This is a genomic window from Lentisphaerota bacterium, assembly GCA_016873675.1.
Lineage (GTDB): Bacteria > Verrucomicrobiota > Kiritimatiellia > RFP12 > JAAYNR01 > VGWG01.
The window spans coordinates 1-18603 of the sequence record VGWG01000055.1; the positions used below are offsets into that span (position 1 = coordinate 1).

Consider the following 18603-nt stretch of genomic DNA (forward strand, 5'->3'; position numbering starts at 1 on the left):
CCACACGGTCCCCGCCCCCCCCCCCCCGTCGCTAACCGACTACGATCCGCCCGGGGCCGGCCGGATCAGGCTGGCCGGGATCTCCAGGCCGGCGAGCCAGCGCCGCTCGCGACGACGCATGCGGATGCGCCCCGCCGGCGTGTCGTCGTCCGCGCCGGCCAGATGGTCGCACCCGTGGGCCAGGTAGAGGGCCAATTCATGCGCCGGCGACCAGGCGGACCGCGTCCGGGCGAGATGCGCGCCGACGCGCCAAGCCTGTTCGACATTGATCACCAGCTCGCCGACAAGACCGGGCGGCTCGCCGGGAACCGCCTCGTAACGCTGCGTGATCACGTCGGTGGCGCCGGCATGCCCCATCACGATCCGGTTAATCGGATCGATCGCGGCATCGTCGGCCAGAAGCACCGTCAGCTCGCGCCAAGGTGCCTGCGGCGCGACGCGACGCGCGGCCCCGGCGAGGGCCGCCGCTAGCGACCGCAGCAGCCGCCGATCGATCCGGAAGCCGCGCTGCAGAGTGCGTATTTCGATATTCACGCGATCCCGTCCGCTTGGCGTCACGGAGCAACTGCGTCTGCGGCGGGCGGCTCAGGCTTCTTGCCGTTTTCCCTGCGGGGCGGCCGGGAACCTCGCGGCATCCGGTCGGCATCCAGCTCCTGCTTCGTGAGCACGCCGTCTCCATCGGTGTCGAACTTCTTGAACACCGTTTCGGCGGATGGCCTGACGCCTGCTTTCGCGGCGTCGTACGTGTCGCCCATCCGTTGCTTCATCGCCGCTTCACGCTTGGCATGCATCGCCATGAACTCATCGAGGGAGATGACCCCGTTCGTGTTGGTGTCGATGGCCGCGAATCGGCCGGTGCCGTCGCCCTTGAAATGACGGGGCGCCGTGTCCGGTCTCCCGTGCTTCTTCTGCGCCCCCTCCGCTTCTTGCGCCTGCAAGGCGCCGACGCCAAGCGCGCCCGCGCACAGTAATCCGATCAAAAACGTTCTCTCTTTCATCGTGTAGCTCCTGGTGTGGGTGAATACGGATGCATTAGTGGTTAACAACGGCGCGACGGAAGGATTATTGTGCCGCTTCTGAAACCGGCGCTTGCAGAACCGACACAGGAGGTTTTTGCACGCGCCTCTTGTTTCTTTCCGCTGACGCAGGTAAGATACCCGTGTCTCTTCGCCATCCGCATTCGTAAAGGCCGCCCCGTTATGCCGCTTCAGCAATATCCGCCGCCCGGCGCCCGCCTGCTCCAGATCGCGGGCGACATCCTGTCCGTCTCGCTCGATCTCCCCCAGGCCCGCCATGGCCGCGCGGTCTTCCGGACCAATCTCGGCAATGCCGCCCGCCGCCGCCGCGAGATCATCGCCGCCGCCCAGGCCGGCGAGCCGCCGCTGGCGCGCGATTGGCACGACCTCCCCATGCGCGACCTCGGCCGCGGCCGGCACGTCCTCGCCGTCCCGCTCACCGAGGTCGGCGGATTTGCCGGCAAGGCCTGCTTCATCCCCGCGGGATCGGATCTCCCGGAATGGCCCGATGGAGGCAATCTCTCCATCAAGGTCGCCCCGGCCCACACCGCGTGCGCCAACACCGTCTACACCGCCTTTGTCCGCCAGTTCGGCGCCGCCTGCCACACCAGCCCCCACACGCCCCGCAACGCCGAGCTTGCCGCGCCCCTCCTTGCCCAGAACTACACCGTGATCCCCCCCTCCGGCACGTTCCGCGATCTGATTGCCCGGCTCGACACCATCGTCACCGTGATGCGCTTCCGCATCGTCCAGCTCCTCCCGATCCACCCCGTTCCCACCACCTTCGCCCGCATGGGGCTTTATGGCTCGCCCTTTGCCGCGCGCGACCTGTTTGATGTCGATCCGGCGCTCGCCGTGTTCGACACCCGCGCCACCCCGATCGACCAGTTCCGCGAACTGGTCGACGCCGTCCACGCCCGCAGCGCCCGCCTCTTCCTCGATATTCCGGCCAATCACACCGGCTGGGCCTCGGCCCTGCTCACCCACCACCCCGACTGGTTCCGCCGCGCCCCCGACGGCGCCTTTCAGTCGCCCGGCGCCTGGGGCGTGATCTGGGACGATCTCGTCGAGCTCGACTTCGCTAACGGCGGCCTCCGCGCCTTCATGGCCGAGGTCTTCCTCTTCTGGTGCCGCCAGGGCGTGGACGGCTTCCGCTGTGACGCGGGGTACATGATCCCCGCCGAGACCTGGACTTACGTCACCGCCTGCGTGCGCGAGTCCTTCCCCGAAACCGTCTTTCTCCTCGAGGGCCTCGGCGGCAAAATCGAGACCACCGACCACCTGCTCACCGCCGCCAACATCGACTGGGCCTACTCCGAGGCGTTCCAAATGGAGGACCGCGCCGCCTTCGAGCGCGACTTTCCGCCCGCCATCGTCCGCTCCGAAACGTGCGGGCCGCTGATCCAGTTCGCCGAAAACCACGACAACAACCGCCTCGCCGCGCGCTCCGAGACCTGGGCGCGCATGCGCACCGCCCTCGCCGCGCTCCTCTCCCAACAGGGCGCGTTCGGCATCACTGCGGGCGTCGAATGGTTCGCCTCCGCCAAGCTCGACGTCCACGGCGCGTCGTCCCTCAACTGGGACGCCCCCCGCAACCAGGTCGCCGCCATCGCCCGCCTCAACACCCTCCTCGCCAGCCACCCCGCCTTCGGTCCCGGCGCCGCCATAACCCTCGTCCAGACCGGCGCCGGCAACACCCTGGCCATCCTCCGAACCCCGCCGACAGGCCGGGGCGCGCCGCTGCTGGCCCTCGTCAACCTCGACCCCGACCGGCCGCAGCCGGCTGCCTGGCCGACCGGCCGCTTCCCCGCCGCCGCCGGTTCGCCCCTCTGGGACCTGCTCTCCGGCGAGCCGTGCGACGACCCGGCCGGCCAGACGATCCTCTCTCCCGGCCAGGTCCGCTGTCTCACCGCCGACCCCGCCGATCTCCCCGCGCTTGACGCCGCCCTGCGCGCGCCCTCTGCCGAGCCGCCCGCCGTCCGCGCCCGCCGCCGCAACCTCCTCGCGCTCCGTGTGTCCGGCTGGCTGGCGCACGCACGGGAGGGAGCGGATCCCGACACCCTCGGCGCGGCCCTCGCGGCCGACCCGCGCGCCTTCTGCGCCCCCGCCTTGGCTCTCGCCCCCTTCACCCTCTGGACGTTCCCCGCCGACACCCGCCGCGTCGTCCCGGTCCCCCCGGGCCATCTCCTGTTCATCCGGGCGCCCGCGCCGTTCCGGGTCCGCCTCTCCGACGCCGGTGCCGTCCTCGCCTCGGAGGATTCGGTGCCCTTTGACGACGGCTCGCACGGCACGTTCCTCCGGCTGCCCGACACCCGACACGCCACCGCCCATCGCTCCTGCGCGCTCGACCTCTCGGTCTTCGACGCCGCCGGCGTCCGCCACGCTTCGGCCCGCGTCCTCGCCCTCGCCCCCGGCGGCGCCGTCCCGGTCCTGACGTGCTTCCGGGACGGGGCGCTCCGCGATCCCGCCCTCGGCGCCCTCCTCGCCAACGGCCGCGGCGCCATGTCCCAGGTCCGCGCCGCGTGGGGCGAAATCCGGAGCCAGTACGACGCCCTGTTGGCCATCAACCCCGATCCCCGCGTTCCGTGTGATCGCCGCATCTTCTTCACCCGCTGCCGCACGTGGCTGCGCCAATGCGGCTACTCCCATGCGGTCGATGCGTCCTGCCTCCAGACCTTCGCGAGCGACCCGGCGAGCAACGCCGTGGCGTGGCATTTTCACGTCCCCTGCGGCATGGGGCGCTGGACGCCGGTCACCGTGACCCTCTCCCTCGAGCGCGGCCGCAACCGGGCGTGCCTCGCCATCGCCCGCGGCCGGGTCGGCGACACCGAGGCCGACCGTCGCGCCGATACCCTGGCCGACGACGATCCCGTCACGCTGGTCCTCCGGCCCGACATCGAGTGGCGCTCGTTTCACGAAACCACCCGCGCCCTGACCGGCCCCGAACACGACTGGCCCCGCGCCATCCGGTCCGAAGCCTGCGGCTTCATCTTCACGCCCGCCGCGGGGGAGATCTGCTCCATCCGCATCCCCGGCGCCGCCTGGAACCCCGCGCCCGAGTGGACCTACTGCGTCGCGCATCCCGAGGAAGCCGACCGCGGCCTTGCCCCCCAAGGCGACCTCTTCTCGCCCGGCTGGTTCGGGATCACCCTCTGCGGCGGCGAATCCGCCACCCTCGTTGCCGAACGCGCCGACCCGCCCGGCACCCGGCCCGCGCCGAAGCTGCAGGCGCAGGGGCGCGGAGCGTCCCCGGCGATGCGCGACGCGCTGGCGTCCGCGCTCGACGCCTATCTCGTCACCCGCGACGACCTCCTCACGGTGATCGCCGGCTACCCGTGGTTCCTCGACTGGGGCCGCGACACCCTGATCGTCCTCCGCGGCCTCATCGCGGCTGGCCGCACCGCCGAGGCCCGCGCCGTCCTGCGCGAGTTCGGCCGCTTCGAACGCGCGGGCACCCTCCCGAACATGATCCGCGGCAACGACGACGCCAACCGCGACACCTCCGACGCGCCGCTCTGGTTCTGCGTCGTCTGCGCCGACCTCGCCCGCGTCCTCGGCCCGCGCGCGGTCCTGATGCTCGACTGCGGCGGGCGCCCACTCGCCGATGTCGTCGCCTCGATCCTGACACACTACCGAGACGGAACGCCCAACGGCATTCGCGCCGATCCCGGCAGCGGCCTGATCTACAGCCCCGCGCACTTCACCTGGATGGACACCAACCACCCCGCCGCCACGCCGCGTCAGGGCTACCCGGTCGAGATCCAGGCCCTCTGGATCGCCGCCCTCCGCTTTGCCGCGCGGCATCTCGTCCGGCGCGTGCCGTGGGCCGCCGCCCAGGCCGTCCGCGCGCAGGCGTCGCTCGACGCCCTCTTCTGGCTCCCCGGCCGCGCCCTCCCCGGCGCCGAAGCCTCGGCATGGCTCGCCGACTGCCTCCGCGCCGAACCGGGCGTCTCCGCCGCGCAGGCGGTTCCCGAAGACGCCCTCCGCCCCAACCAGCTCCTCGCCGTGACCCTGGGCGCCCTCGCCGACCCCCGCCGCGCCGAAGCGGTGGTCCGGGCGTGCGAGTGCCTCCTGGTGCCCGGCGGCATCCGCTCGCTCGCCGACCGCCCCGTCGCCACGGGCCTCCCGGTCTGGCGCGACGGCGCGCTCCTCAATGATCCCGCCAATCCCTACTGGGGTGCCTACCGCGGCGACGAGGACACCCGCCGCAAGCCCGCCTATCACAACGGCACCGCCTGGACCTGGCCATTCCCGCTCTACGCCGAGGCCCTGCTCGCGGTCTACGGCCCCGCCGCCCGCGACACCGCCCGCGCCCTGCTGGGCTCCGCCACCGAATTGCTCAACACCGGCTGCGTCGGCCAGATTCCCGAGATCCTCGACGGCGACGCCCCACACGCCCAGCGCGGTTGCCCCGCCCAGGCCTGGGGCGTCTCGGAACTGCTGCGGGTGTGGGACCTGACCGGCGCTTGACGCGCCCGGCTCCATCTGCTATCTTTCATCCATTCTTTTGGCGCCTTTGGGCCAACGTAGCTCAGTTGGTAGAGCAGCTCATTCGTAATGAGCAGGTCGTCCGTTCGATCCGGATCGTTGGCTCCATCTCTCCATGAAACACAGCCTATCCATTGCGCGGGGCCTCGCACTGGCCGCATGGGCGGCAGGCGCCGCCGGTGCGGCGGTCACGGGAGAGTCTGCCACCGCGCCGTCCGCCCAGCCGCAGACCACCGGCGACTCCTTCACGCCCTATCAGGTGATCATCGACCGGGCGATCTTCGGCAAGCCCCCGCCGGCCCGAACCGCTGCCGCAGCAGCCGAGACGGTTCCCGATCTCACCCAGAAGCAGGCCGAGGCGCTCGCCAGGAAGATCACCCTGTGCGCCGTCAACCGAACCCCCTCCGACAACACCGCCGTCGGCCTCATTGACAACGACGCCAAACCGCCCCGCAACCTCTACCTCAACGTCGGCGACACCGTCGACGGCTACACCGTCCTCGCCGCCGACTGCGACGCCGAAACCGCCACCATCGAAAAGGACGGCGTCGTCATCTCCCTCCAGCTCGGCAAGGGGCTGATCACCCCCGGCGCGCCGGCTGTGTCCACGGCCGACCGAGGGCACTCCCTGCGCGCGCTCGGCAGAGCTCCATCCCACGACGAATCCGCCGCAGCATCCGTCCAGACGGGCGTCATCCGCCGTCCCTTCCAGGCGGGCTCCCCCCGCATGGCCGGACTGTCGGCCCAGCAGCGCGAGGCCATGGAGCAGCGGCGGATGGAAATCAACAAGATCCGCGAGGAAGGCGGTGACGTCGGGTCTTACATGGAGAAGCTGCGCGAACGCCGAACTCAGGAGCACGCCGCCAGGGCCGCCGCCGAGGATGCCGCCCGCCAGAAGATCCAGGAACTCGCCCGCCAGATGACCGAGGAGGAACTCCGCAAGCGGGAGCGCGAGATCAACCTGAGCCTGATCGAGGACGGCGCCCACCCGATCTCCGACATCGAGCTGACGCCCGAAGAAGAGGCCGCCCTGGTGAAAAAGGGCGTGCTGTAGCCCGTCGCCGCGCGGCTGCGTGTTTTCTGGTGTGCGTATTATTTCTGCTTTTCAGCTTTCAGCTTTCTCTTTCCCGCCCCACGTGCTATACTCTCCACCATGAAACGCGGCCTGTACAGTCCTTTTGCGTTGGGCCTTGCCGTCGCGGCGACGGCGTCCTGGGGCTTGGCGTCCGTCGCGCCGCCGAAGAGCAGTTTCGCACCCTACCAGGTGATCATCGACCGTGCGATCTTCGGCAAGCCCCCGCCGGCCAAGGCCGCCCCTGCATCCGCGCCGCTTGCCGACACCGCCCAGAAGCAGGCCGAGGCGCTGGCCAAAAAGATCACCCTGTGCGCCGTCAACCGCACCCCCGCCGACAACACCGCCGTCGGGCTGATTGACAACGACGCCAAACCGCCCCGCAATCTCTACCTCAACGTCGGCGACACCGTCGACGGCTACACCATCCTCGCCGCCGACTGCGACGCCGAAACCGCCACCATCGAGAAGGACGGCGTCGTCATCTCCCTCCGTCTCGGCAAGGGCCTGGTGGTCACCGCCGCCTCCGCACCGGCGGCACCCGCTCTCGCCGCGGCGACGGCAAGCGCAAGCGACCCAATCCCCGCATCGCCGACGGCCCCGCAGCCCCCTCCCGAGCCGGTCCTCAAGACCGCGACCGAACAACTTATTTCCATGGCCGTGGGCGGATCACCGGGTGTCGAGGTTCCGCCCCTTCCGGTTTCAGCAGATGATGACCTCGGCGAGGATGCGGCCACCGCCATGAAAGCCACGATTGTGATTCCGGAGCATGCGTCCGACGACGACGCCAACCACCTGGCGAACGTCGGCTGGGCCAAGGTGGATATGCAGGCGCACATCAAGGAGGGCGGCACCGCCGTGTCGTATATCAAGCAGCTTGAGGAGCGGCGGAATGAAGAGGCGCGCCGCCAGCAGGCGGCCCGCGCCGAAGCCGAGGCCAGGATCGTGGAGCTGGCCAAGAAACTCAGCGAGCAGGAGTTGCAGAAACAGCGCAAGGCCCTCAATCAGTGGTTGGTCGACAACGAGGTCGAGCCTTTGGAGGACCCCGCCGAGGAGGAGGAGTAGGCGCCGTTATTACCGCGCGGCGGCATTATTGCCGCCGGTCTCCCCGCTCCCGGCCGCGATCCCGGCAGCCAGCCCGTTCATCTCCAGGCACCGCTCGCGCGTGAGCGCTTCCTGACGCCCGGTCCAGGCATACGGCGACAGGATGAGCACGCGCCCCTGGGCGCACAGGTCGAAATAGCGCCCATCCGGCTTGTACAGCGGCCTGAAGCCGCCGCCCTTTAGCACGATCACGCGGGCCTGAGACATGGCGAGCGCCAGCCCGACCATCGCCCGCTCCCCCGGTGAGATGAATGGCGACACCATCACCGCATCCCGCCGTAGCTTCGCCGCCACCTCCGCGCGCATCGCCTCCAGCCCCGCCTCTGTCACGCTGCGCGAAACCCGCACCGCCAGCCGCCACGGCGCCTGCAGCAGGAACGGATTGCCAAACCCGGTCCACGTCCACCCGTCCGGGAGCGGCGGCAGGCTCGGCGCCTCCAGCGCCTCGATCCGGGTGAACAGATCGGGATGCGCCCGCTTCAGCCGATACCGCCTGGGATTGTCGAGGATGTAGTCGTGGTAGGCGTGGATGCTCGCGGGATTGAGCGCGATCAGATCGTGATACCCCTCGTCCCAGACGCCGAGACCGGCATCGCCCGTCAGCGCGCGCAATTCCGAAGTCACACCGCTCTTGAAGCCGCGCATGATCGCGCCGAGCGGCCGCGGCAGCCGCTCGCGCACGCAGAGGATGCCGTGGAGGTGGTCGGGCATGACGCAGAGCGTCGAGGTCTCGAGCTGCGGCGTGAACGCCGGCATCTTGCGCCACGCCTGCAGCACGCACAGTCCCTCGGGCGAAAGCTCCACCCCCGCCTCCTCGATGCGCCCAAACAGCGGCCTGCGCGGCGCGGTCGTGAGCGTGATCAGGTAAAAGCCCACGCCGGTGTAATCATGCCAGAAGGCCCGCTTGCCCTGCATGGGACGCCCTCCTGATGCGGCCCGATAACGGCCCGCCGCGTTCATAAGCCCTTATTACTGCGCCGGGCCGTTATCGGCACGGTACCCCTTGCGCCGGGCCGTTATCGGCACGGTGCCCCTTGCGCCGGGCCGTTATCGGCACGGTGCCCCTTGCGCCGGTGGGAAGCGCCTGCTGCGCAGCACGCCCCACCTGCACAGGCGGTATTGCGCCGCCACCGCGAGGCACCCCAGCCCGTATTTCACGCTGCGCCGGAAGGAGATCGAAGAAGCCTCGTCGTTATAGACCGTCGGGCAGGAGATCTCCGCCACCACCGCGCCCGTCCACAGGATTTCGGCCAGCATCTGCGCGTCAAAGGCGAAGTCGTCGCTATTCGCCTCCAGCGGCAGCTTCTCCAGCAACTCGCGCGAAAAGGCCCGGTAGCCGGTGTGGTATTCGGAGAGCTTCGCGCCGAAAAGGAGGTTCATCGCCGCGGTCAGGAACCGGTTGCTCACATACTTCCACAGCGGCATCCCGCCCGTGAGCGCATGGCCGCCCAAAATCCGCGACCCCAGCACGCAGGGATAGAGACCGCTGGCGATCAGCGACGCCATCGCCGGGATCAGCCGGGGGGTGTACTGGCAATCGGGGTGGACCATGACGACCACGTCCGCCCCCGCCGCCAGCGCCAGCCGGTAGCAGCTCTTCTGGTTGCCGCCGTAGCCGGTGTTCACCGCGTGCCGGTGCACCCGCGCGTCCGGCAGGGTCCGGGCAATCTCCACCGTCCGGTCCTGGCTGGCGTCGTCCACCACGATCACCGCATCCACCACCCCCTGCGCCATCACCTCGTCGTAGGCGCGCCGCAGGGTCTTCTCCGCGTTGTACGCGGGCATCACGACGACGATCTTCTTTTTTTTGCACATGATGACGGTCCGTTGGCCTATTCCTCCGGAGGTACAAGCGCGCCGTTTGCAAGGGAAAGAAGCGTGTCCATCAGCACCGAGTAGGCGTAGGGGCCATAAGACGCCGACGTGCCGTCCAAGCCATCCCTGTCAAAGCTCTTGTAATACATGACGCATCGCGGATCGGGATTTCCCCCGAGCCCGCACGCCAGACCGACCCCTTTCATCACCACTTTCGTCGCGCGGTTCTGCCGGATCGCCGCATCGGCCACATCCACGCCCAGCGTCCGGACATTGATCACGGCCCATCGCCCGGCGCATGCGAGCCTGTCATCTCCGTCTGGATCGTTGACGAGGTAGATCGTCAGCGCTGCGAGCGGTTCATCCGCCCGCAGCGCGCCCGCGCGCGCGATCAGCCGGGACTGGCTTTCGGCGGACAGCTCCCGGACCACCAGGTTCACAGGCAGGACCTCGCGCGTCTCGGCAACCGCCGCCCGCAACGCCGCTGCGTCCAGAGCCCCACCGACATTCACAATGGCGATATGCGACGGACCAGGCGGGGTCAGGGAAGGGGCGGCTCCAGGCGGATGATGCAGACATCCCGTCAGCGTCAGCGCGGAGGCCATCAGCGAGAAACACGTCATCGCTTTTTGATTCATGAAGACCGACTCCTTATTTTGTCCAGGGCGTGTTGATCAGCCCGATGAAACTTCCTCTTTCGTCCGTTGGCAGCACACAGGCGCGCACCCGGCGGAAATCCAATATCGCCGCGCCCGGCGGCAATGAGAACCCGGGGTCTGGCCGTGGCACAAAGAACGCCCACGTGGAAGACATCCTCAATTGGCCCATGTCCGCCGTCTGCTGCATCGCGACCACCGGACAGCCAAACGCCTCCCCCACCGCCTTCATCAGCGGTGTCAGATCGAGATGCCAGTTGCTGATGTTGATCGCCAGGATGCCGTCGGGCTCCAGACGGTCAAAGTAGAGCTGGTACGCTTCCCGCGTGGACAGGTGATATGGGATGTTGTCCCCCGTGAACGGATCAATGACGAGCACATCAAACTTCGCCCCCCCGGCGCGTCGCTCTTTCTCAAGCTCCTTGCGCGCGTCGCCCATCACGACCTCGACTCGCCCCGGCGCGCCGCTGATGAAGGTGAACAGGCTCGCATTCGTGGCGACCCGCGCCACTTCCGGACTGATTTCATAGCACCGGTACACGTCGTTGCTCCTGGAATAGGCGCAGATCACCCCCACACCCATGCCGACCAGCCCCACGCGCATCGGCTTGCCGCTCTTGTATCTGGGATGCTGCAACACACCCACACCCCCGGAATCCGGCGTGAAATAGGCCGATGGCGCCCGCTTCAGGTCCGGGAAAAAAGCCTCGATGCCGTGCAGCGTGGTGCCGTGCATGAAATCACGAACCACCCCTTCGGTTGCGCCTTTCTTTCCGCGCCGCTCAAAAACCCGCACCACGCCAAAAAACCCGCGCGCACGATAGATGCAGCTCCTGTCCGCCAGACTCGGCGCCACGGCCTTGTAGCCCATGGCCGCGACAAACGCCAGAACGACCGCCACCAGTGTGACGCGCCAGGCAAGCCGATGCACAATCGCGCCGTCTCTGAAGACGTAAGCCAGCACGAATCCCAGCATCGCCAGCAACGCGATCGGATATTCCGTCACGCTGCTGAATACCAGCGGCGCAACCAGAGAGGCGAGCAGACCGCCAGCGGCCCCTCCCATCGCGTTGAACAGATAGAAACGGGTCAGGTGATGCCCCCCCGGCCGAATGCGGTAGAGCCACCCATGCAGGAATGCGCACCCGAAAAAGCACAGCCCCAGCCCCGCAATCAACGCCAGCTTGAAATTCCCCTTCCCGAAGGTGAGCGCCTGGTTCCAAAGGGCGCAGCCCACGCATACCAGCGTCAGCCCCGCGAACAGGGGGAGAAACCGCCGCATGCCGTCCCGGAATCCGACGACATAACTCAGAAGAAAGGCGCCCAGCAGCGCAACCCAGAGCAGCGGCAATGGCATCACATCCAGTGTGAGATGCGCCGTGACCGCATTCAGAAGAAAGACGCTTGTGGCCGGCAACACCAGCCAGAGCGCCTGAGTGGCCCGCGGATAGGCGTCCGGACGCGGGGATGGCGCGTCTGGAAACTCCCCGCGCGGGGATGCGGTTGCGCGCAGACGCTTGGACAGCCGGAAAAGAAGAATCGCATAACACGCCAGACCTGCGGCAAATCCCTGCCACTGCGCCGCGAGCGATACGAACGGTTCAAGAATGAACGGGTAGAAAAGCAGCCCGCAGAAGCTGCCGAGATTCGAAACGGCGTACAGGCGATAAACCGTTGAGGACGAAAAGGCCGCATCGCCTGATCGCGCGCGCGCGTCTTGTCCACCGTCCGCTTGCCGCCCTTCGCCTTGAATCAACCAGAATTGGACCAGCGATGAATTGGCCGAGAGCAGCACATACGGCAGGCCCACGAAGACCAGCACGCACACGAGCACTTCGAGCGCCGGCATGCCGCTGTTCCCAATATGGGCCTTCAACGCCGGACGGAAATGCGCGAAGGCCAGCGTCCAGACCACCGCCAGCCCCAGCAGCCCGATGTGTATCCGGGCGCGGACCCGTTCGCCCGTTGGATCCCGATGCGCCATCAGGTGAGCGTAGAAATACCCCGCCAGGAGCAAGACCTGGTACGCGCACAGGCACACGACCCACACCGCCGCCGTCCCTCCGAATGAGGGCAGCAGCGTCCGCCCCACCAACGGCTGCAAGCCGAATAACAGGAACGCGCCGAGAAAGATCGTCAGGGCCGGCAGATGCTTGCTCATGGGTGATCCGCTTTCTCTTCTCCATTGCGTTGGGCGAACGGCCCGGGACGCCTCACCTGATCGGCGCGCAAAACCAGAATCTGGATCCGATTGCCCGGCAGCCAGCACCGGGCCGGATACGCCGCCACAATCGTATAACCGGGATAGACCAGGTTGGAGATGATGTAGTCCTCATCGCCCGTCCCAAAGGGCCGGTTCGGACACGTCCCCATCCAGCGGGTCTCGGGCGTGTGCTTGTAGTAGCCGTTGAACTCGAACCCCGCGTCTATCCGTCCGGCGGCAATGCCCGACCGCATCAGGTCGCCGGCCGCCCGCCACTTGACCCGGTTGATCTCGATGTAATCGTGCGCGCCCGCCACGGTGCCGAGCGAGAAGAGCAGCAGAACGCACCCGCACAGAATCTTGACCCGTGCCCCGACGCCGCCCGCGCGCCCCTGTATGTGGAGCAGCAACGCCAAGGCCAGCAGCAGCACGCAGGGCAGCAGATGCCGGTCAAATGGATACGACAACACCAACGGCAGTAAATAGGCGGGCACCGCAAGGATCAGGAAGAGGACCGCCCCGTGTTCGCCCTCCAGCGCCCGGCCCCGCCACAGACGCCCCGCCCAGAACGCGAGACGCAACGCGATGAACCCGGCGAACGCGATCGCGCCGGATACCCCCGCCGCCGTCACCACCCACCAGTAGACCCGCGGGATGGGACGCGCCAGCCAGATGCCCCAGGAACCCTCAATGGCTGGTTCGCCACCCAACAACACCGGACCGAACCCGTAGCGGTTGATCACATTCTGCGACCACGGCATCACGTTCTCGTCCACGAAGAGGGCCATCAGCAGCAGGATCGCAACCGTCACCGCACCCGCCCCCCCGAAGACCAGCCACTCCGCCCGCCCGCGCGGCGGACGGACGGCCAGCGCAACCGCCAGCAGGGGAAAGAGGAACCACCCCATGTAGGCGGTCAGCAACTGGAAGGCTTCGGCAGACCGCTGAAAGACCAGCACGGGGTTTCTGAGGTTCTCCCACACCGTGTCGGTCTGATGGTCGTAGGCCGGCGGTAACACACCCCCCGACCGCAGCCACCCCATGAAAACCCCGTACGCCACAAGGCACACCAGCAGCGGCAGCAACGCCGCGCCCAAATGCCACGCCCAGCGCCCGCGCCGGACGCAGACGAGCGACGCGCAGGCGAAGGCGAGCGGCACCGCCAGCGAAACCTGCCGCGTGAGCACCGCCGCCACCGACAGGACCGTCCCCATGAGCAGCGGCGGCACGCGCGCTCCCGCGCCGTCTCCCCGGAGATGACGCACCCAGAACCACGCCGCCCCCGCCGCAAGCACCGCGCCGGTGACGTCGGTCATGTAGGTGCAGGATAACAGGAAGTAGAGCGGATTGAAACCGACCATCGCCGCCACCATCCACAACGCCCACCGGGGCAGTCCGAGCGCCCGGCATATGCCGCACACACCCACGAGACCCGCCGCGCCCAGCGCAATCGTCGAGACCTTGAGCGCCGTGAACGAGAACCCCGCCGGCAGACAGAATAGCGCGCCCCACAGGGTGTGGGTCACCAGCGTCATCGCGCCCCATCCGCAGGGCGTGAACCGGCCGGCATACAGCAGATCCCGCACCGTCCGCGCATAGCTCCAGTCGTCGTTCAACGCAAACTCGCCCAGCGGATTCGCCAGCGCCACCGCCGCCAGCCAGCAGGCGATCACCAGCGCCGTGTCCAGCGCGTGGCTGCGTGAACCGGACGCCCACCCGGATCGGGACACTGTGCCACCGTTAGTGCTCATGCGCCAGTTTCTCTTTTAAATCGCGAATCATCAAGGCAAATTTCTCGTTGCCGGGCGCCAGCCGCTGCGCCGCCTCGATCGCCATCAGCGCCTCCGCCCATTTGCCCTGCTTGTAACACGCCATGCCGAGCCATTCGTGAGCGACCGGATTGTAGGGATCGGCCGGCAGGCTCTCACGCAACAGCCCTTCCGCCTCCCCGGCGTCGCCGCGCAGCAGCCGGTAGTAGGCCAGCCCGTGCCAGGCGCCGATCTCCTCCGCCTTCAACCGCACAGCCTGCGGACGCGCCATGATCTCAATCATGGCCTCCAATGCCATCGCGCCCGCCGCGTCGGTCGCGCTGGCGTCGCCGCCCTTGAGCAGGGTCCAAAGCGCGAGGTTTCCCAGGGTCTGCGCGTCCCGGTAGCTCTCCACCGCGCGCTGGTAGTACGCCCCCGCAAGCGCGTGCCGCGCCGGATCACGGAAATAGGCGTTGCCGAGCGTGGTCAACGCCACCGGGTTGCGCGGATCCAGAGCCACCGCCCGGCTGAAGAGCGATTCGGTGTCGCGCCAGTAACGCGAATAGTGGAGCGTCGCCGCCGCGTAGCCCGCGAGCAGCAGACAGCCCGCCGCCGCCAGCCGCCTCCCCCGAAACCCCGTCCGGGCCAATGCCAGACTCAGCCCCAACGTGGGCAAGTAGGTGTAGCGGTCGGCGTGCGCCGCGCTGCCGACGTGTATCAGCCCCAGCATCGGCGCCAGCCCGCACAGAAACCACCCGACGGCCAGCGTGCACGCCGGACGCCTCCGCCAGCAGACCGCCGCGCTGACCGCAAGCGCCGCGACCACGACAAGCCCAACCCCGACGCGCATCACCGATAACGGCCGGTGAAGCATGTAGAAGCAATTCAACCCCGATGGCCAGATGATCTGCCTCACATACACCGAGATGGAGATGGCCGCGTTCCCCAGCCGCGTCCCCCACGGCAGATCCGACATGGCCGCCGCCTGATAGCGCATCGTCACCAGCAGCATCCCCGCCGCCATCGCCCCCATCAGCGCCAGCGGCTTCCACCGCACCCGCCCCGTCTCCAACCACTCGACCAGCCCCAGATAAACCGGAAAGACCAGCATCGTCGGCTTGGAGAGATACCCGGCCATGAAGCAGGAGAGGGTGAGGATGAATGCCAGTGAGGCGCTTGCGCCAGCAATTCTAATTTTGGAGATGGGACCATCGGCGTCGGGGTCGGTATCGGTATCGGTATCGATAAAACCAACGGAAATTCGACCCCGATTCCGATACCGACCCCGACCCCGATGACTCAATCGCCTCATAATTAGAATTGCTGCGCTTGCGCCCCCTCCCGTGGCACGGGCATCCTGCCCGTGGTTCATGGGCGGGACGCCCATGCCACACCCGCTCCTCAGACCAGGCTCCGCCGGAGCCTCGCCGCCGCGGAGCCGCACGTGCTTCGCCCAGGCCATCAGCCCCAGCAGACAGAATAGCCCTGACAAGACATCCTTGCGGCTGGAAATCCACGCCACGCTCTCCACGCGCAGGGGATGCAGGGACCAGAACAACGCGGCCAGCGCCGCCAGGGCCAACGGACCGGCACCCCGCGACAACAACGCCAGCAGAAGAAAGAGCAGGGCCGCGTTGATCGCGTGGAGCGCCGCGTTGTGCAGATGAAAGGCGCCCGCATTCTCAATCCCGAAGCAGTGACGGTCCGCCATCAGACTCAACACCGTCACGGGATGCCAGTTGCCCGCGATGTTGCGCGTGAAGGCCTGCTTCAACCCCTCACGCGTGAATCCGCTGCGCACCGTCTCGCAATGCGTCACGTAGATGCCGTCATCAAAATCGAGGAACCCATGCTGACGCGTCGGCCAGTAGAGGGCGAAGCTGACCAGTCCCACCCCGATGGCCATCAGCCAGTAGCGATGTGAAGCTCGTGCAAAACGCCTTGTGGCATGGGCGTCCCGCCCATGAATCACGGGCAGGATGCCCGTGCCACCGTGGCTGACAAGGGGGTCTGCACGCGCAGATTTCAGAGGCCAGTGGTCCGTATTCAGAATGGGGAACCTTCTCATGAGCTACGTGTACCCTGAGGCGATTGCAGAATGGCCGCGAAAGAACGCAAAGAACGCAAAACAGGGAGTTTCTTTGTATTCCTTGCGCTCTTTTGCGGCAACTCCGGGGGGGTACATGAGGTTCAACGGTATAGGTTATTTGTTAACAGCGCCTTAAGCAAGCGCCCTGACGCAAAGAACCCGCACCAAGGGGTGCGGGTTCTTGTTTGATGCGCATGTGAGCCGATCAGTTTACTTGCGGATTCTCCGGCGCAGTCCCACAGCCGCCGCGCCAATGGCCAGCAGCGCCATCGAGGTCGGTTCTGGAACCGTCGCCCATGTGCCGGCGCCAGCGGCATCGAAGTTCGAGGTCAAGAAGAAACCATCGCTGTTCGCTGATAATGCCTCCGAGAATCCAACCGCATTGCCGGAGTAGAGGTTATAGTAGGTCCCCGAGATGGTGATCATCGTCAGGGGGACGTTGTTCATGTCGTCCCAAGGGTTAGCGTCCGCAACGCCAAAGAGCGCCTTGGTCACAGGATCCTCGGTCTGAGTGAACGCGCCATCATTAAACGTGTTGGGACCGGATGTCGCGGTGAACAGCGGCACGATCAAAGCACCGCCCTGATTCACCCAACCGCCTGAACCCGCGTTCATGGACGGATCCCACTTGACTTCCGTCACGCTGCCCAAGACCAGCATCATGGGGAGTCCCGGATTGGCCCACGAGAACCCTGAGTCAGGCGTTCCGTTTTGGTTGTCATAAAAATTAGCGTCCACACCCCATGTCAGCGTGGCTGCCTGTGAGGCGACCGCCATCAATGCGACAGCGGCGATTGTGAGCATTTTTTTCATTTTCATTTCTCTCTTCTTTTTCGCTCTGCCGTGCGAACGCCAGAGGTATCGGTTCTGTTTACATCCTGCGTCGGTGATCGACGCAGGAAAAGGTTACGAGGACTATTCCAGCGTGTAGGGGGCGACTTCCGTTGTAAGGACAAGTGTTGCCTCTGGCGACGAATTGTTCACATAGAAGAAACCCTGATTCATGGCGATCTTGACGTTGGCCGGAACCGTGGTCGAAGTCTTTACCCACTTATTAGCCAAGGATGCAAGGTTCTTGCCCGAACCGTTGTGCAGGAAGTAGACATCGTACTTGTTGGCATCCAGATTCCAGACCGTGATGTTGTCTGCGGAGCCAGCTCCTGTGCCCTTCCTCGCGCTGCTGGTCGCCCAGTTGATGATGACCTTGCCGTCGGGGCCGTCGTTGTTCAGCCACCAATCGCTGGTGAAGGGGCTGGCGATCATGTTGAACCCGAACGGGATGGTCAGCGTCTTGGGGTCGGTGCCGACCACCTGTCCGGCAATCTGCACGACCTCGTTGCTGGTGTTGATATTGTTGTAGAAGAACCCGGTTTGCGGCGTGATCGCCACACTGGCCGGAACCGTGGTCGAAGTCTTTACCCACTTATTCGCCAGAGAGGCGAGGTTCTTGCCCGAACCGTTGTGCAGGAAGTAGACGTCGTACTTGTTCGCGCCGAGGTTCCAGATCTGGATGTTGTCAGCAGAGCCTGCACTCGTACCCATCTTCAGGCCTGGCGTGGTGCCGGGAATGACCTCCTGAATGTCCATGGATCCGCCCGTGACCTTGTCAAACGACAGGCCAACCTGATTGAAGCCGATCTTCAGCGTGGCGGTGTTATAGCCCACCACATTCACACTCGTCACTTCCGCCATCAGCGCCGTGGCGACCAGACCCGCCGCGAGTGTCATCACTAACTGTTTCATGAGCTGTCTCCTTAAGTTGGACCTGTCTGTGACCCGGTCACAGCGACACCTGTTTCAAGATGTCGTGATGAGGATACTCCCATCCGTACCAACTTGTCAATGCCTTTTCTGAACTTTTTTGGATTCGACCCACCCGGGCAGAACCCAACTTTTTTTTCGATGCAGATAGATTACACCAGCAGGCACAATATTGGCAAGTGGAAAAAATTATTTTTTGGAGGACAGCGGGGATGGGGGAGAGCGAGGAGGAAGAGAGTGTGTGGGTGTGTGGGTGTGTGGGTGTGTGGGTGTGGGAGAGAGAAAGCAATCGGTGTCGGCGCGAAGCGGGTAGGGCGGGGCCGCCGGACCCGCCGCAGGCTGCAGGAAGAAAGCAATCGGTGTCAGCGCGAAGCGGGTAGGGCGGGGCCGCCGGACCCGCCGCAGGCTGCAGGAAGAAAGCAATCGGTGTCGGCGCGAAGCGGGTAGGGCGGGGCCGCCGGACCCGCCGCAGGCTGCAGGAAGAAAGCAATCGGTGTCAGCGCGACGCATCGGGTAGGGCAGCGGCGTCCCCGCCGCGCCGCAGGCTGCTGAGGCTCTTGCAAAACCCCCCGCAACGCGGCGCCTGACGGCTTGCGTCGCGGGGCGTTTTGTAAGCTGAATAGTCGCATCGCCCACCCTGGGCATACGCGA

At 66.6% G+C, this 18603-nt stretch carries 13 protein-coding genes and 1 tRNA gene; 4 read left to right on the forward strand and 10 right to left on the reverse strand.

All coding sequences use genetic code 11. The features are described from left to right. Window positions 1-39 precede the first annotated feature (39 nt). A complete protein-coding gene (gene ybeY / locus FJ222_08010; GenBank protein ID MBM4164369.1) occupies window positions 40-558 on the reverse strand; it encodes an rRNA maturation RNase YbeY in 519 nt (172 codons plus the stop codon). After that, entirely contained in the window at window positions 555-1295 is a 741-nt protein-coding gene (locus FJ222_08015) for an EF-hand domain-containing protein (protein MBM4164370.1), read from the reverse strand. The genes ybeY and FJ222_08015 overlap by 4 nt, the downstream gene beginning before the upstream one ends. Between FJ222_08015 and FJ222_08020 the strand changes: the two genes are divergently transcribed. From FJ222_08020 to FJ222_08035, 4 genes are all read left to right on the forward strand, one after another. Beyond that, complete coding sequence (locus tag FJ222_08020; GenBank protein ID MBM4164371.1) at window positions 1200-5486, forward strand: glycogen debranching protein; 4287 nt, start codon at window positions 1200-1202, stop codon at window positions 5484-5486. The genes FJ222_08015 and FJ222_08020 overlap by 96 nt on opposite strands. A 50-nt stretch (window positions 5487-5536) precedes the next feature. Next, a tRNA-Thr gene (locus tag FJ222_08025) sits at window positions 5537-5612 on the forward strand. Window positions 5613-5619: 7 nt separating this feature from the next. Next, the gene (locus tag FJ222_08030; GenBank protein ID MBM4164372.1) at window positions 5620-6558 is read left to right on the forward strand and encodes a hypothetical protein; all 939 of its coding nucleotides are present in this window, start codon (window positions 5620-5622) and stop codon (window positions 6556-6558) included. A 99-nt stretch (window positions 6559-6657) separates the two neighbouring features. Further along, window positions 6658-7641, forward strand: a complete 984-nt coding sequence (locus FJ222_08035) for a hypothetical protein (protein ID MBM4164373.1) — start codon at window positions 6658-6660, stop codon at window positions 7639-7641. 9 nt (window positions 7642-7650) lie between these two features. On the opposite strand, the gene FJ222_08040 is transcribed toward FJ222_08035, so the two are convergent. The 8 genes from FJ222_08040 to FJ222_08075 form a co-directional block, all read right to left on the reverse strand. Beyond that, window positions 7651-8595: a hypothetical protein gene (locus tag FJ222_08040; protein MBM4164374.1), complete on the reverse strand. Its 945-nt coding sequence runs from the start codon at window positions 8593-8595 to the stop codon at window positions 7651-7653. A gap of 132 nt (window positions 8596-8727) precedes the next feature. After that, on the reverse strand, window positions 8728-9495 hold the full coding sequence (locus tag FJ222_08045; GenBank protein ID MBM4164375.1) for a glycosyltransferase family 2 protein: 768 nt from the start codon (window positions 9493-9495) through the stop codon (window positions 8728-8730). Between the two features lie 17 nt (window positions 9496-9512). Further along, on the reverse strand, window positions 9513-10133 hold the full coding sequence (locus tag FJ222_08050; protein MBM4164376.1) for a hypothetical protein: 621 nt from the start codon (window positions 10131-10133) through the stop codon (window positions 9513-9515). A 13-nt stretch (window positions 10134-10146) separates the two neighbouring features. Further along, complete coding sequence (locus FJ222_08055) at window positions 10147-12312, reverse strand: hypothetical protein (protein ID MBM4164377.1); 2166 nt, start codon at window positions 12310-12312, stop codon at window positions 10147-10149. After that, window positions 12309-14105, reverse strand: coding sequence for a hypothetical protein (locus FJ222_08060; GenBank protein ID MBM4164378.1), 1797 nt, complete (start codon window positions 14103-14105; stop codon window positions 12309-12311). Before FJ222_08060 ends, FJ222_08055 begins: the two co-directional genes overlap by 4 nt. Continuing rightward, a complete protein-coding gene (locus FJ222_08065; GenBank protein MBM4164379.1) occupies window positions 14095-16008 on the reverse strand; it encodes a tetratricopeptide repeat protein in 1914 nt (637 codons plus the stop codon). The genes FJ222_08060 and FJ222_08065 overlap by 11 nt, the downstream gene beginning before the upstream one ends. A 393-nt stretch (window positions 16009-16401) precedes the next feature. Then, window positions 16402-17010: a PEP-CTERM sorting domain-containing protein gene (locus FJ222_08070; GenBank protein ID MBM4164380.1), complete on the reverse strand. Its 609-nt coding sequence runs from the start codon at window positions 17008-17010 to the stop codon at window positions 16402-16404. A gap of 96 nt (window positions 17011-17106) precedes the next feature. Next, complete coding sequence (locus FJ222_08075) at window positions 17107-17934, reverse strand: hypothetical protein (protein ID MBM4164381.1); 828 nt, start codon at window positions 17932-17934, stop codon at window positions 17107-17109. Between the last annotated feature and the right edge of the window lie 669 nt (window positions 17935-18603).